Below are 13699 nucleotides of genomic sequence, written 5' to 3' on the forward strand. Positions count from 1 at the left end.
CGATCGAACCCATGGACCTCGGACTCACCGACCGCGTCTTCGTGGTCACCGCCGCCAGCTCCGGCCTCGGCTTCGCCACCGCCGAACAACTCGTCGCCGAGGGTGCCCGCGTGGTGCTGGTGGCGCGCCGCGAGGAGCTGTTGGCCGAGCGCCGGGCGCAGCTCGGTGAGGATCGGGCGGTCACGCTGACCGCTGACCTGGCCGAGCCCGGGGTCCCGGAGCAGGCCTGCCGGTTGGCCCTGGACACCTTCGGCCGGCTCGACGGTGCGATGATCTCGGTCGGTGGTCCGCCGGGTGGGAAATCGTTGGAGAACAGCGACGACCAGTGGCGGGCCGCGTTCGAGTCGGTCTTCCTGGCCGCGATCCGCACCATCGATGCGGTGGTCGAGCTCGGTACCGCCGATGACCTCGCGATCGGCCTGGTGCTGTCCACCTCGGTGAAGGTCTGGCTGCCGGGATTGACGATCTCGAACGGGTTGCGGCCCGGTCTGGCGAATCTGGTCAGCCAGTACGCCGCCGAGCTCGGCCCGCGCGGTGTGCGGCTCTTCGGGTTGATGCCGGGGTCGATCGCCACCGAACGGTTGCAATGGTCGATGGAGCAGGCAGACGATCCGGACCGGCAGCGGCAGCAGACCGCGGCCCGGATCCCGCTGGGCCGGATCGGCGACCCTGCCGAGTTCGGCCGGGTCGCGTGTTTCCTGCTCTCCCCCGCCGCCGGATACGTCAGCGGGACGACGATCCCCGTCGACGGCGGCGTCCTGGCAACCCCCTGACCGTGCTCGCCGAGGTCACCGACCTGCTCCGCTGCCCGCTCTGCCGGGACCAGGTGCGGGTCACCGAACGGGTGCTGGAGTGCACCGGCGGGCATCGTTTCGATCTGGCCAGGCAGGGTTATGTGAATCTGCTCGGCCACGCGGCCCCCGCGCACGCCGATACCGCCGAGATGGTCGCCGCGCGCGCAGATTTCCTTGCCGGTGGGCCTTTCCGGCCACTGGTGGAGCTGCTCGCCGACGCGGCCGTCGGGTCGCGGGTGGTGGAGGCGGGCGCCGGCACCGGTCACTACCTGGCCGGGGTGTTGGCTGCGCTCGGGTCCGACGCGCGCGGCGTCGCGGCCGACCTGTCGGCGTACGCCTGCCGGCGCGCCGCCCGGGTGCCGCGGGCCGGGGCGATCGTCGCGGACACCTGGGCCGGCCTCCCGGTCGCCGACGGCGTCGCGGACACCCTGCTCTGCGTCTTCGCGCCCCGCAATCCCACCGACTTCGCGCGGATGCTGGCACCCGAGGGGCGGTTGCTGGTGCTCACCCCCACCGAGCGGCACCTGGCCGAACTGCGCACCGAGCTGGGCCTGCTGGAGGTCGAAGCCGGCAAACAGGAGCGGTTGCTGCGCAGCATGACCCCGGAACTCGCTCTGCTCGACACCCGGCCCCTGGAGTTCGAGGTCACCCTGGCTGCGGAGGATCTGCGTCGGTTGGTGCTGTTGGGCCCGAATGCCTTCCACCACAGCGATCCCGCCGTCCCCGACCGCGCCACCGTGACCGTCTCGGTACGCCTCTCGATCTTCGGCCACACCCCCACGCCCATCGAGTAGCTCGCGCAGCGACACTCCACCACGCTCATCGAGCAGCTCGCGCAGCGACACCCACCACGCTCATCGAGCAGCTCGCGCAGCGAGCGTGTCGAGATGGGCCCCGGCCGAGCTCCAGATCGGACCCCAGGAGCCGCGCACCGGACCACCATCCGATTACGGCGAACACCCCGCGAACACGAGCTCCCGCCGCTCGGCCCCACCGAAATCTGCGGCTCGATTTCCAATCGGTGCCAGATCGGTCGATTCGGCGATCGAGCCGCAAATTTCGCAGGCCACGCTGGAGGTGGGACGGTCCCGGACACCAGTGCCGGTGGTCGTGAAGCCGTCGCGAACCGGATCACCCGGCGCGCTACCCGAGGTGACGATCCAGCGAACCGTGCGTGCATCCAGCTCACCCCGCAGGGCTAGGGAGTTGCACGGACGGTTCGCTGGATCGCGTGGTGGGGGTGGGTACGGGTGCAGCGCGAGACCGGGCCGGCGCGGATCAGCGCCTGATCGCGAACCGGTCCAGATCGCGACCGACGGTGACCTTGCCGCTGTAGCCCTTGCGGCCGAGCCGGGTCCACTCACCGATGTTCACCGGTTTGCCCCACTCGACGAGGTGCGAGAACACCAGGTGCGGCACATCGGCCTGATGCGCGATCGGGCCGCACTCGTCCACCAGGACGTGTGACTGCAGCATGTGCTCCAGCGCCTCGTCCGACATGCCGAACTTCCGCGGGTCACCGATGGCCTCGTGCACCAGGATGTCGCTGCCCCGGGCCAACTCGATCAGGTTCTCGCTGCGCCGGGTGTCGCCGGAGAAGGTGATCGAGCCGTAGTCGGTGTCGAACCGGAAGGCGTACGCCGGGAAGATCGGCCCGTGCGGCACCAGGGTCGCAGTCACCCGGATCCGGTCGTCCTCCATCACCGTGAACGGCCGCATCCTGGGCGCGGTGTCACCGAGCGCGGACGCACCCGCCGAGGCCGGCGGCATGATCTCGGTGATGCGCCGCAGTTCCCGGATGTCGCGGAATGCGTTGTCACGCATGAAAACATTGGTGCTGTAGGCGAAGGCCTGGTCGAGATATTCGGTGAGGGCACGCGTCCCCGGGGTCGGGTTCTCCGGATTGACCGTGCCGACCTCGCCACCGCCGTAGGCAGGTGGCAGACCGCCCGCCGGACCCGGTCCGTAGACCGGGATCTGGGAGCGGATCATGTCGTTCTTCTGACTCGACGGCAGTCCGCCCAGCACCAGGAAGTTGTAGTAGTCGGCCAGGTGGTCCATGTGCAGATGGGTCAGGAAGATCGCCTCGAGCGAGTCGAACGACAGCCCGGACTTCTTGTACTGGGTGACCGATGCCCGTCCGCAGTCGATCACATAACTGCGTCCATCGACGACCAGGACGCTCGAGATGCCGGCCCGGTCGGGTTCGGGCGGCGGGCCGCCCTGGGTGCCGAGCAGCAGCAGTTCGAACTTCCCGAACGGCCGGTTGGGTCCGGTGCCCGGTTCCGCTGCGAACGCCGAGGCGCTGCCGAGCACACCGACCCCGGCGACCAGGCCGCCGATCGATGCGGTGCGCAGGAAGGTGCGCCGCCCCCACCCCGACAGCAGGGGTCGATCGGGCTCGGGATCGGGCAGCGATGTGTGCTGAACGTCGTTGTCCATCGGGTTCCTCTCGTCTCCCTGCCGCAGCGGGGATTCCGGTGATCTGGGTCCAGTCACCGAAGCAGGAGCGGCCCGAGGGCAATATCCACTTTCAACCCTGTCTCACCGCTCGGAACGCATTGTGGACAGTTGATGCTCGGCCGCCGAAACCGCTCGGGGCGTCACTCGGCGAACTGCGTCCGATACAACTCGGCGTAGAGCCCCTCGGCGGCCAGCAGGTCGGGGTGCCGGCCACGCTCGACGATCCGGCCCTGCCGCAGCACCAGGATCTCGTCGGCGTCGCGGACGGTGGACAACCGGTGTGCGATCACCAGCGAGGTACGCCCGGTCATCGCGGTGTCCAGTGCCCGCTGCACGGCCGCCTCGGATTCGGAGTCCAGATGGGCCGTGGCTTCGTCGAGGATCACGATCGGCGGCGCCTTGAGCAGCAGCCGGGCGATCGCGAGTCGCTGCCGTTCACCACCGGAGAGCCGATAGCCGCGCTCCCCGACCACCGTGTCCAGACCGTCGGCGAGCTCGTGCACCAGTCCATCGATCTGGGCCGCCCGCAGTGCCTGCCAGAGCTGCTCATCGGTGGCCTCCGGCCGCGCATAGCGGAGGTTGGCCGCGATGGTGTCGTGGAACATGTGCGCGTCCTGGGTGACGTATCCGACCGACTGCTGCAACGACTGCAGGGTCAGCTCGCGCACATCGTCGCCACCGACCTCGACCGCACCGGCGGTGACGTCGTAGAGCCGGGCCACCAGATGGGTCAGCGTCGTCTTGCCGGCACCGGATGGGCCGACCAGGGCGACGGTGTGCCCGGGCTCGGCGGTGAAGTCGATGCCGGTGAGCACCTGCTGGCCCTCGCTGCTCGCCGGCCGGGCCGTGGATTCCAATGAGGACAGCGAAACCTCGTCCGCGTCCGGGTAGTGGAAGCCGACGCCGCGGAAGCGTACGCTCGCCCGTCCGGAGAAGTCGCGGGCATCGGCGGCGTCGGCGATCGAGGGTTTGAGATCGAGGATCTCGAAGACCCGCTCGAAGCTGACCAGCGCGCTCATCACATCGACGCGCAGGTTGGTCAGCTGGGTCAGCGGCCCGTAGAGCCGGGCCAGCAACCCGGCCAGCGCGGTGAGCGTACCGACCGAGAGGGACCCGCCGATCGCCAGCCAGCCGCCGACGCCGTAGACGAGCGCGGTCGCCAACGCGGCCACCATCGTCATCGCGACCATGAAGAAGCGGGTGTTCATCGCGATCCGTACCGAGACCTGGCGGATCGCTGTGGCCCGCTCGGCGAAGGCGTCGTGCTCGGCGGCGCTGCGGCCGAAGAGCTTCACCAGCAATGCCCCGGAGACGCTGAACCGCTCGGTCATGGTCGCCGACAGGTCGGCGTTGTAGGTCATCTGTTCCCGGGTCAGCCCGGCCAACCGCGCGCCCATGATCCGTGCCGGGATCAGGAAGATCGGCAGCAGCACCAGCGCAGCCAGGGTGAGCTGCCAGGACAGCACCAGCATCGCGATCAGGGTGAGGGTGAGCGAGATGATGTTGGACACCGAGGTGGACAGGATCGAGGTGAACGCCTGCTGAGCGCCGATCACATCGGTGTTCAGCCGGGAGACCAGCTTGCCGGTCTGGGTGCGGGTGAAGAAGGCGATCGGCATCGACTGGACATGGTCGAACACCTGGGTGCGCAGGTCGAGGATCAGTCCCTCACCGATCCGGGCCGAGCACCAGCGCTGCACCAGGGACAGCACCCCGTCGAGCACCGCGATCAGCGCGACCAGCAGGGGCAGCCGGACCACCACCGCCGCGTTGCCGCCGAGCACGCCGACGTCGATGATCTGCTTGAACAGCAGCGGCGGCAGCACCCCCAGCACGGCGGCGGCGATGATCAGCAGCAGGAAGACGACGATCAGCCGGGTGTACGGCCTGGCATAACCGAGCACCCGGCGAACCACACCCTGACCCAGCTCGTGGTGCACCACCGCGCGGTCACGACGCATCCCGCCGAGTGGTCCCATGGGTCCACCACCGGGACTGCTCATCCAGACTTCTTGTCCTTCTTGTCCTTCTTGGACTTCGCGGACTTGTCCTTCTTGCCGGGCTTCTTGTCCTTCTTCCCGGATTTCTCTTTCTTGCCGGGCTTTGCGGACTTGTCGCCCTTGAGCTTCTTCGTCTTCACCGGCTCCGGTCCGGCGGCATCAGGGGCATCGATCGTGGCGGTCGGTACGCCGTCGCCGAGCTCGGCGCGGACCTGCTCCACCTGTTGCTGGACCGCCTCGCGGCGGGCGATCGCCTCGGCTCCGCGGGTGGCCCCGCCCCGCGAGCGCAGCACGATGCCCTGCTCCTTCAGCAGGGCCTGCACGAACCCGTAGGAGCGGCCCACATCGGCGGCCATCGATCGGATCGACTCCCCGGCCACGTACCGACGGCAGAGGGCGGCGGAGAGATCGGTGCGCGCGGCACCGACGATTCGCGCTCCTTTGCCGTAGGGCGGCGGGGTCGCTGCCATCGTTACCTCCTGTCAGCGTGCCGTCTCCCCGGGTACGCCGGGAACTCTATCGGATGCTCCGAAACGCCGGGGTGGGTGGAGCTCAGAACATGGTGTTGGTCCAGGGGCTGCCGAAGCCGGCGAACAGCGAACGCAACCGGCCGATCGCCTCCTCATCGCCGCGCACCCGGCCGGCGACCGCGAGCGCCCCCGGATCCACCCCGCCGAGGTAGAGCGAGGCCAGTTCCTCGGCGCCGAGCTGGACGTCGGGCTCGGCGTCGGTCGCGGTGACCGTGGCCTCACCGCCGCTGACGCTCACCTGGAAGCGCCCGTCGGCCAGGCCCATCCGGTCATCGATCTGCATCGTCAACCCGAGGTCACCACAGGCGTACGCCCGGCCCTGCAGCGCGCCGATCGGGTCGAGGACCCGCAGCCAGAGCCGGTCCGACATCGACTCCTCGTGGTAGCCGCGCTGGTTCACCAGCGCCCACTTCAGCGAGTGGTCGACCGGTGCCTCGCGCCAGGTGACCTGCTGCACCAGGTCGATCGCGCCGAGGAATTCCCACAGCGCCAGTTCGGCCTGGCCGCCGACCGCGCAGAGGTCGAGCACGTTGATGGTGATCTTGCCGCTCTCGGTGTCGTTCACGCTGTAGCTGACGAAGCCGTCGGGGCGGCCCTGCTCGTCGAAGTGCAGGGAGTTGCGGACCTTGCGGTTGCGCTTCTCCTCGTTGTGGTCGAAGAGCCCGGCCCGCTCCTCGGCGTACAGATGCTTGCGGCCGATCGATCCGTAGACCCGCTCGTGGAAGCGGGCGTAGATCTCCGGCGCGACCCGGCCCATCGTCTCCTGATCGGTCAGCTCGACGCGGCCGGTGGTCGAATGGCGCAGCTGGAAGTCCTGACCGGTGTCGACCCGGATCCGCTGCAGATAGGTCGCCGGCCCGAAGCCGAAGCGGCCGTAGATGGTCGCCTCGGTGGCGGTCAGCGCGGCCAGGGAGTGGCCGGCGTCCCGGGCGCCGGTGAGGTCCTCGGTCATCATCGTGCGGAGAATCCCGCGGCGACGATGGGTCGGCCGGACGGTGACCTCGGAGATCAGGTGGATCGGCAGCAGCTTGCCGGCGCCGACGTTGAGGGTCTTCTCGAAGCTGACGAAGGTGCCGATCGGTACGTCGCCGGAGAGCGCCTCGGCGGGCAGGTCGGTGTCGTAGACCCCGCGCAGCTGCCAGTTGTCGGCGACGCTCTGCCGCAGCGTCCACTCGATCGTCTCGTTCTGGGCAAGCCCCTGATGGAATCCCAGATGGACGGCCTGCCACCAGTCACGGAATTCGGGGTTGTCCTCGATCTGGTCCGAGGTGGTGCGGAAAGTGCGGTGCTCGAGCTCCATTCCGGACAGCCTACCGGCCGAGGGTGGAGCGCACGAACGCGCCGAACGGGCCTCAGGCCAGCTCGATCAACTCCGCGTATTCAGCGTTCCAGTGATCCTCCACCCCGTCGGGCAGCAGCAGCACGCGGTCGGGTTCGAGGGCCTCGGCGGCGCCGTCGTCGTGGGTGACCAGCACGACCGCGCCCTGGTAGGTGCGGATCGCCTCCAGCACCTCGTTGCGGGAGGCCGGGTCGAGGTTGTTGGTCGGCTCGTCGAGCAGCAGCACGTTGGCACCGGAGACCACCAGCATCGCCAGCGACAGTCGGGTCTTCTCACCACCGGAGAGCACCCGCGCCGGCTTGTCCACGTCGTCACCGGTGAACAGGAAGGAACCGAGGATCTTGCGCACCTCGGTCTCGTTCAGGTCGGGCGAGGAGGAGACCATGTTCTCCAGCACGGTACGCGAGGTGTCGATGGTGTCGTGTTCCTGCGCGAAGTAACCGATCCGCAGCCCGTGACCGGGTACCACTCCCCCGGTGTCCGGTGCCTCGACACCGGCCAGAATCCTCAGCAGGGTTGTCTTTCCGGCACCGTTGAGGCCGATCACCACGACCTTGTTGCCGCGGTCGATGGCCAGATCGACGGCGGTGAAGACCTCCAGCGAACCGTAGGACTTGGACAGTCCCTCGGCCATCAGCGGGGTCTTGCCGCAGGAGGCCGGTTCGGGGAAGCGGATCCGGGCCACCCGGTCCTGCACCCGCTCGCCCTCGATCCCGGAGAGCAGCTTCTCCGCGCGTCGGGCCATGTTCTGTGCCGCGACGGCCTTGGTCGCCTTGGCGCCCATCTTGGCGGCCTGGGTGAGCAGCTGGTCGGCCTTGCGCTCCGCATTCAGCCGTTCCCGACGGCGGCGCTTCTCGTCGGTCTCGCGCTGCTGCAGGTAGCGCTTCCAGTTCATCGAATAGATGTCCAGCTCGGCGCGATTCGCGTCCAGGTGGAAAACCTTGGTGACCGTCGCATCGAGCAGGCCGGTGTCGTGGGAGATCATCAGCACCGAACCGGGATAGCCCTGCAGGAACCCGCGCAGCCAGGTGATCGAGTCGGCGTCGAGGTGGTTGGTCGGTTCGTCCAGCAGCAGCGAATCCGCGTCGGAGAAGAGGATCCGGGCGAGTTCGACCCGGCGCCGCTGGCCGCCGGAGAGGGTGTGCAGCGGCTGGGTCAACACCCGGTCGGGCAGGCCGAGGTTCGCCGAGATCCGGGCCGCCTCGGCCTCTGCGGCGTACCCGCCGGCCGCGGTGAGCTCGGCCTCGGCGCGGGTGTAGGAGGCCATCGCCTTGTCATGGGTCTCCGGATCGCCCATCTGCTCGGAGTAGGACTCCAGCCGGCGCAGGATGCCGTCCAGTCCGCGCGCGGACAGGATCCGGTCCCGGGCCAGGACATCGAGATCACCGGTCTTCGGGTCCTGCGGCAGATAACCGATCTTGCCGGTGCGCGAGACCTGTCCGGCAGCGGGCTGGGCCTCACCGGCAAGGATCTTGGTCATCGTGGTCTTGCCGGCGCCGTTGCGGCCGACGAGGCCGATCTTGTCACCGGGGGTCACCTGGAACGACACCGGGGAGAGCAACAACCGCGCCCCGGCGCGGACCTCCAGATCCCTGACACTCAACATTTCTGCAATGATCCCGTACCGGGCGGGCGGGTCCAAATCGATTTCACCGACGGCGGACCTGGCGGGTCACCGACCCGCGTACCCAGCGACCTGGTCGGCGAGCCGACGGAGCTCCACGCGCAGCTCCGCTGGTTCGATGACCTCGAGCTCGGCATCGAGGTCGATCGCGGCCCAGGCGAGGTGCATCGCGAGCTGCTCGAGCTCGTCGGCACCGGCCACCACCTGCGTCCGGCCGTCGGGGATGGTCGCGCAGTCGGCGTACCGGGCCGGGATCCGTGCGGTCACCGCGTCCAGCGGAGCGTCGTAGACGACCGTCACGGTGTACGCCCAGGCGGGACGGTTGGCGAAGGCGCGCCGGACGTGCGCGACCGGGTCCGGGCTGGGCCGAGGCCGGAAGCGGAAGGTGGTGACGTGCAGGTCGGTGATCCGGTCCAGCCGGAAGGTGCGCCAGTCCTGTCGGTCCAGATCGAAGCAGAACAGGTACCAGAGCCGCCCGGTGGTCACCAGTCGATAGGGCTCGACGTGCCGCTCGCTGCTCTCACCGCTGCGCGCGGTGTAGCCGAGCCGGGCCCGCACGCGCTGCTGGCAGCCGTGCGCGAGCCGGGTCAGCATCCCGGTGTCCACCCGGGGGCCGGCGCCGCTGGGCAGGGCCGCGGTCGCGTCGTCGATGGCATGCACCTTGGCGCTCAGCCGCGCAGGCAGCACCTGGTCGAGCTTGGTGAGGGCCCGCAGCGCCTGCTCCTCGACCCCGAGCAGGACCCCGGCGGCCCCGGCGCGCAGGCAGAGGGCGACCGCGACGGCCTCGTCGTCGTCCAGCACCAGCGGTGGCAACCGTCGGCCGCGGCCGAGCCGGTAGCCGCCCTCGGTGCCCTGTTCACCGTGCACCGGATAGCCCAGTTCCCGGAGCCGCTCCACATCCCGCCGGATGGTCCGGGTGGTCACGCCGAGCTCCGCGGCCAGCTCCGGGCCCGACCAGGTGGCCCGGGACTCGAGCAGGCTGAGCAGGGTGAGGACCCGCCAGGTTGTTTCCGCCATGCACCGAGCTTCTCACCGATAGCGGACAGAATCTGTCCTGTACACCCGCGAGGCTGGTCCCACAGGCCAACCACAACGAGGAGGCGCCATGCAGACCCCGCCGCTGCCCGCGATCATCGAGCAGATCGACTGGCACTGGACCAACCAGCTCCGCCCCCGGTTCGAGGGACTCACCGACGAGGAATACCGCTGGGAACCGGTGCCCGGGAGCTGGACCATCCACCCCAGGGGCACCGGACACACCCCGATGGCCGCCGGTGGCGGTGAGGTGGAGATCGACTTCGCCTACCCCGAACCCGATCCCGCCCCGGTGACCACCATCGCCTGGCGGCTGGGGCACGTCATCGTCGGCGTACTCGCGGTCCGGAACGCGAGCCACTTCGGCGGCCCACCGGCCGACTACGTCGGCTGGCAGTACGCCTGGACCGCCGACGGGGCGTTGCAACAGCTCGATGAGCAGTACGCCACCTGGCTCGCCGGGGTGCGCGACCTGACCGAGGACGACCTCAGCCGCCCCGTCGGTGCGGCCGAGGGTCCGTGGGCCGAACGGCCGATGATCGACCTGCTGCTGCACATCAACCGTGAACTCATCCACCACGGAGCCGAGATCGCCCTGCTCCGCGACCTCTACGCACATCGCTGAATCCACACCCACACAGGAGAAATGACCATGCGCCCAGCCATCCTAGACGAATCCCATACCTTCGTCGGCTACATCGACGAAATGCTCTCCGGCATCCGCAACGCCGCTCACGGGCTGACCGACGAGCAGGCCCGCTCCCGCCCGCTGCGCTCGCAGCTCTCCATCGCCGGGATCATCAAACACGCGACCTGGGTGATGCGCCAGCAGTTGCCGGGATACACACCGCCGGCCGATTTCCGGGCCGCTGCCGGGGAGTTCACCGGCAGTTTCACCGCGACCGAGGAGGAGACCCTCGACGGGCTGCTGGCCGCCTTCGATGAGACCAGAATCGGTTACCTGCAGGCGATCGGCGAACTCGATCCGGGCGCCGAGGTGACGGTCGGGCCCAAGCCCTGGGACGACCAGCCCGAACCGGCTCGGGCGAGCCAGCGGCTGCTGCTCGCCCACCACATCGACGAGTTCGCCCGGCACGCCGGTCACGCCGACATCATCCGCGAGGAGCTCGACGGGGCACAGGCGATGTCCCTGCTGTTCGCCGTCGAGGGACGACCCGGCAACGACTTCATCAAGCCGTGGCGTCCGGAGCACCGGGACGCAACCGCCCAGCCAGCCGCTCGCTGAGCGCCCGCGCCGCCCGGTCGGTGGCGCTCACCAACCTGGCCAGTTCGCCGGCTGCGACACCGTCCCGATCGTGGGTGATGGCGAAGGAGGCGACCGGCATACCGGTGTGGTCGGTGGCCGCCACCGCGACCGAAGAGAACTCCGGGGTGACGGTGCCGATCTCGATCGCGTGGCCGCGCTGGCGGATGTCGGCCAACTCGGCCCGCAATGCGGTCAACGTGGTCACCCCGCCACCGTGCCGACGGACCAGGGCGGCGGCCGAGGGATAGAGCGCGCGGACCTGCCGGCGTGGTAGCGCGGCCAGCAGGGCCAGGCCGCTGGCCGTCAGGTGCGCGGGCAGGCGCACCCCGACGTCGGTGACCAGCGACGGCCGGCCGGGGTGCCGTTCCTCGATCAGATAGAGCACGTCGATGCCGTGCAGCACCGCCAGATGGGCGTTCTGCCCGGTCTGCTGGACCAGGGCGGCGATGATCGGGCGGGCCAGGCGTTGCAGCGGCGCCTGGCGGGTGTACGCCTGACCGAGCTCGTGCGCGGCCACGCCGAGCCCGAACCGGCGCTCCTCCGCGAGATGCACCACATAACCGTGCTCCTGCAACGCCTCCAGCAGCCGATAGGTGGTGGAGCGCGGAATCCCCAGCCTGGTGGCGATCGCGGACGCCGGCAGCGGTTCACCGTGCCGCGACAGCAACGTCAGCACGGCGAGCACCTGATCGGCGGCGGGCGCGGCAACCATGGGACCGATCATGCCAGCCGATACCGCCCACGCTCATCGAGTAGCCGACCATGCGCAGCGAAGCGGAGCAATGGTCGGCGTGTCGAGATGAGCGGACAGCGGGCTCCTCTCGACACGGTCGCTGCGCGACCTGCTCGAGGAGCGGGAGCACCCGGTCGCTGCCCCCACGCTCATCGAGTAGCCGACCATGCGCAGCGAAGCGGAGCAATGGTCGGCGTGTCGAGATGAGCGGACAGTGGGCTCCTCTCGACACGGTCGCTGCGCGACCTGCTCGAGGAGGTGGGGTGTCTCGGATATGAGACAGAGACCGGTCTCCGGTGGTCGCCGCGGGGGTCCGCACGGGGTTCGATGGGAGCATGCAGCAGACGCAGATCTCCCCCGTCGAACTCGGCACCGGGCCGCTGACCGAGACCGAGGTGGTGGCCATCGCGCGCGAGGGTGCCGAGGTCCGCCTCAGCGAGAGCGCCCGCACCGCGATCGCCGAGACCCGTGCGGTGATCGAGCGGCTGGCCGACAACCCGATTCCGCACTACGGCATCTCGACCGGGTTCGGGGCGCTCGCCACCCGGCACATCCCGCTGGACCAGCGCACCCAGTTGCAGCGTTCGCTGATCCGCAGCCACGCCGCCGGTTCCGGGCCGGAGGTGGAGACCGAGGTCGTCCGTGCGCTGATGCTGCTGCGCCTGGCGACCCTGGCCACCGGGCGGACCGGCGTACGCCTGGAGACCGCGGAAACCCTCGCTGCACTGCTGAATGCGGGCATCACCCCGGTCGTGCACGAATACGGATCGCTGGGTTGCTCCGGGGATCTCGCCCCGCTCGCCCACTGTGCCCTGGCGCTGATGGGCGAGGGACCGGTACGCGACCGGGACGGCAACCGGCGCCCGGCCGCCGAGGCCATGGCCGCAGCCGGCATCACCCCGGTCACCCTGGCCGAGAAGGAGGGGCTGGCACTGATCAACGGCACCGACGGAATGCTCGGCATGCTGGTGCTGGCGCTGCACGATCTGCGCCGGCTGGCCCGCACCGCCGACCTGGCCGCGGCGATGAGCGTCGAGGGCCTGCTCGGCACCGACGATGTCTTCGCCGCCGACCTGCAGGCACTCCGCCCCCACCCCGGCCAGGCCACCTCGGCCGCCAATCTCCGGGCCCTGCTCGCCAACTCCGAGATCCGTGAGTCGCATCGCGATCCGGCCGCCTGCACGCGGGTCCAGGACGCCTACTCGCTGCGCTGCTCCCCACAGGTCGCCGGTGCGGTGCGGGACACCATCGAGCACGCCAGCGCAGTCGCGGGCCGGGAGCTGGCCGCCGCGATCGACAACCCGGTCGTCACTCCGGACGGCCGGGTGGAATCCAACGGCAACTTCCACGGCGCCCCGGTGGGTTACGTGCTCGACTTCCTGGCGATCGCGGTCGCCGATCTGGCCAGCATCTCCGAACGGCGCACCGACCGTTTCCTGGACCGGGCCCGCAACAACGGCCTGAATCCCTTCCTGGCCGTCGATCCCGGCGTCGACTCCGGCCAGATGATCGCCCAGTACACCCAGGCAGCGATGGTCTCGGAGGCGAAGCGGTTGGCCACCCCGGCCAGCGTTGATTCGATCCCGAGCAGCGCGATGCAGGAGGATCACGTGTCGATGGGCTGGTCGGCCGCCCGTAAGCTGCGCCGCAGCATCGACCTGCTGACCCGGGTGCTGGCCGTGGAAGTGCTCACGGCAGCCCGCGGCATCGACCTGCGCGCCCCGCTGCGGCCCTCCCCCGCCACCGCCGCCGCGATCGGCGTACTCCGTGAACAGGTCGCCGGGCCCGGTCCCGACGTCTTCCTCGCCCCGCAGCTCGAGGCCACCGTGGCGCTGGTCCGCGACGGTTCGCTGCTGACCGCAGCCGAGACCGTCACCGGCCCACTGCTCTGATCACCCGAACCCGCGATCCCCA

Annotated in this window: 12 protein-coding genes; 5 read left to right on the forward strand and 7 right to left on the reverse strand. The window is 69.7% G+C overall.

All coding sequences use genetic code 11. The annotated features are described in order from the left end of the window. The first annotated feature begins 11 nt into the window (after positions 1-11). Positions 12-773, forward strand: a complete 762-nt coding sequence (locus BI335_RS19265; protein WP_094403794.1) for an SDR family oxidoreductase — start codon at positions 12-14, stop codon at positions 771-773. Positions 774-775: 2 nt separating this feature from the next. Then, on the forward strand, positions 776-1588 hold the full coding sequence (locus tag BI335_RS19270) for a putative RNA methyltransferase (protein WP_094432936.1): 813 nt from the start codon (positions 776-778) through the stop codon (positions 1586-1588). A 484-nt stretch (positions 1589-2072) separates the two neighbouring features. Here BI335_RS19270 and BI335_RS19275 read toward each other — a convergent pair whose 3' ends face one another. The 6 genes from BI335_RS19275 to BI335_RS19300 all read right to left on the reverse strand — a co-directional run bounded on the left by BI335_RS19275 (position 2073) and on the right by BI335_RS19300 (position 9767). After that, positions 2073-3236: an MBL fold metallo-hydrolase gene (locus tag BI335_RS19275; RefSeq protein ID WP_094403796.1), complete on the reverse strand. Its 1164-nt coding sequence runs from the start codon at positions 3234-3236 to the stop codon at positions 2073-2075. A gap of 161 nt (positions 3237-3397) precedes the next feature. Continuing rightward, entirely contained in the window at positions 3398-5236 is a 1839-nt protein-coding gene (locus BI335_RS19280; RefSeq protein WP_229119698.1) for an ABC transporter ATP-binding protein, read from the reverse strand. A gap of 20 nt (positions 5237-5256) precedes the next feature. Beyond that, positions 5257-5727 (reverse strand): helix-turn-helix domain-containing protein, encoded by a 471-nt coding sequence (locus BI335_RS22220; protein ID WP_229117798.1) that lies wholly within the window; start codon positions 5725-5727, stop codon positions 5257-5259. Positions 5728-5809: 82 nt separating this feature from the next. Beyond that, a complete protein-coding gene (locus BI335_RS19290) occupies positions 5810-7087 on the reverse strand; it encodes a GNAT family N-acetyltransferase (RefSeq protein ID WP_094360832.1) in 1278 nt (425 codons plus the stop codon). A 52-nt stretch (positions 7088-7139) separates the two neighbouring features. Next, the gene (locus BI335_RS19295) at positions 7140-8732 is read right to left on the reverse strand and encodes an ABC-F family ATP-binding cassette domain-containing protein (protein ID WP_094360834.1); all 1593 of its coding nucleotides are present in this window, start codon (positions 8730-8732) and stop codon (positions 7140-7142) included. A gap of 66 nt (positions 8733-8798) precedes the next feature. Then, on the reverse strand, positions 8799-9767 hold the full coding sequence (locus BI335_RS19300) for a helix-turn-helix transcriptional regulator (RefSeq protein WP_094432941.1): 969 nt from the start codon (positions 9765-9767) through the stop codon (positions 8799-8801). Between the two features lie 88 nt (positions 9768-9855). On the opposite strand from BI335_RS19300, the gene BI335_RS19305 reads away from it, so the two are divergent. Together BI335_RS19305 and BI335_RS19310 are read left to right on the forward strand one after the other, a co-directional pair. Further along, positions 9856-10410 carry a DinB family protein gene (locus BI335_RS19305; protein ID WP_094432944.1) on the forward strand — a complete coding sequence of 185 codons (555 nt, stop codon included), beginning with the start codon at positions 9856-9858 and terminating at the stop codon, positions 10408-10410. A 27-nt stretch (positions 10411-10437) separates the two neighbouring features. After that, positions 10438-11031: a mycothiol transferase gene (locus BI335_RS19310; RefSeq protein WP_094433145.1), complete on the forward strand. Its 594-nt coding sequence runs from the start codon at positions 10438-10440 to the stop codon at positions 11029-11031. On the opposite strand, the gene BI335_RS19315 is transcribed toward BI335_RS19310, so the two are convergent. Further along, positions 10976-11764: an IclR family transcriptional regulator gene (locus BI335_RS19315; protein WP_094433147.1), complete on the reverse strand. Its 789-nt coding sequence runs from the start codon at positions 11762-11764 to the stop codon at positions 10976-10978. The two genes, BI335_RS19310 and BI335_RS19315, sit on opposite strands and share 56 nt — an antisense overlap. A 356-nt stretch (positions 11765-12120) precedes the next feature. Between BI335_RS19315 and hutH the strand changes: the two genes are divergently transcribed. Beyond that, positions 12121-13677, forward strand: coding sequence for a histidine ammonia-lyase (gene hutH, locus BI335_RS19320; RefSeq protein WP_094432946.1), 1557 nt, complete (start codon positions 12121-12123; stop codon positions 13675-13677). Positions 13678-13699: the final 22 nt, after the last annotated feature.

The organism is Enemella evansiae (assembly GCF_002250705.1).
In the GTDB taxonomy this organism is placed as follows: Bacteria; Actinomycetota; Actinomycetes; order Propionibacteriales; family Propionibacteriaceae; genus Enemella; species Enemella evansiae.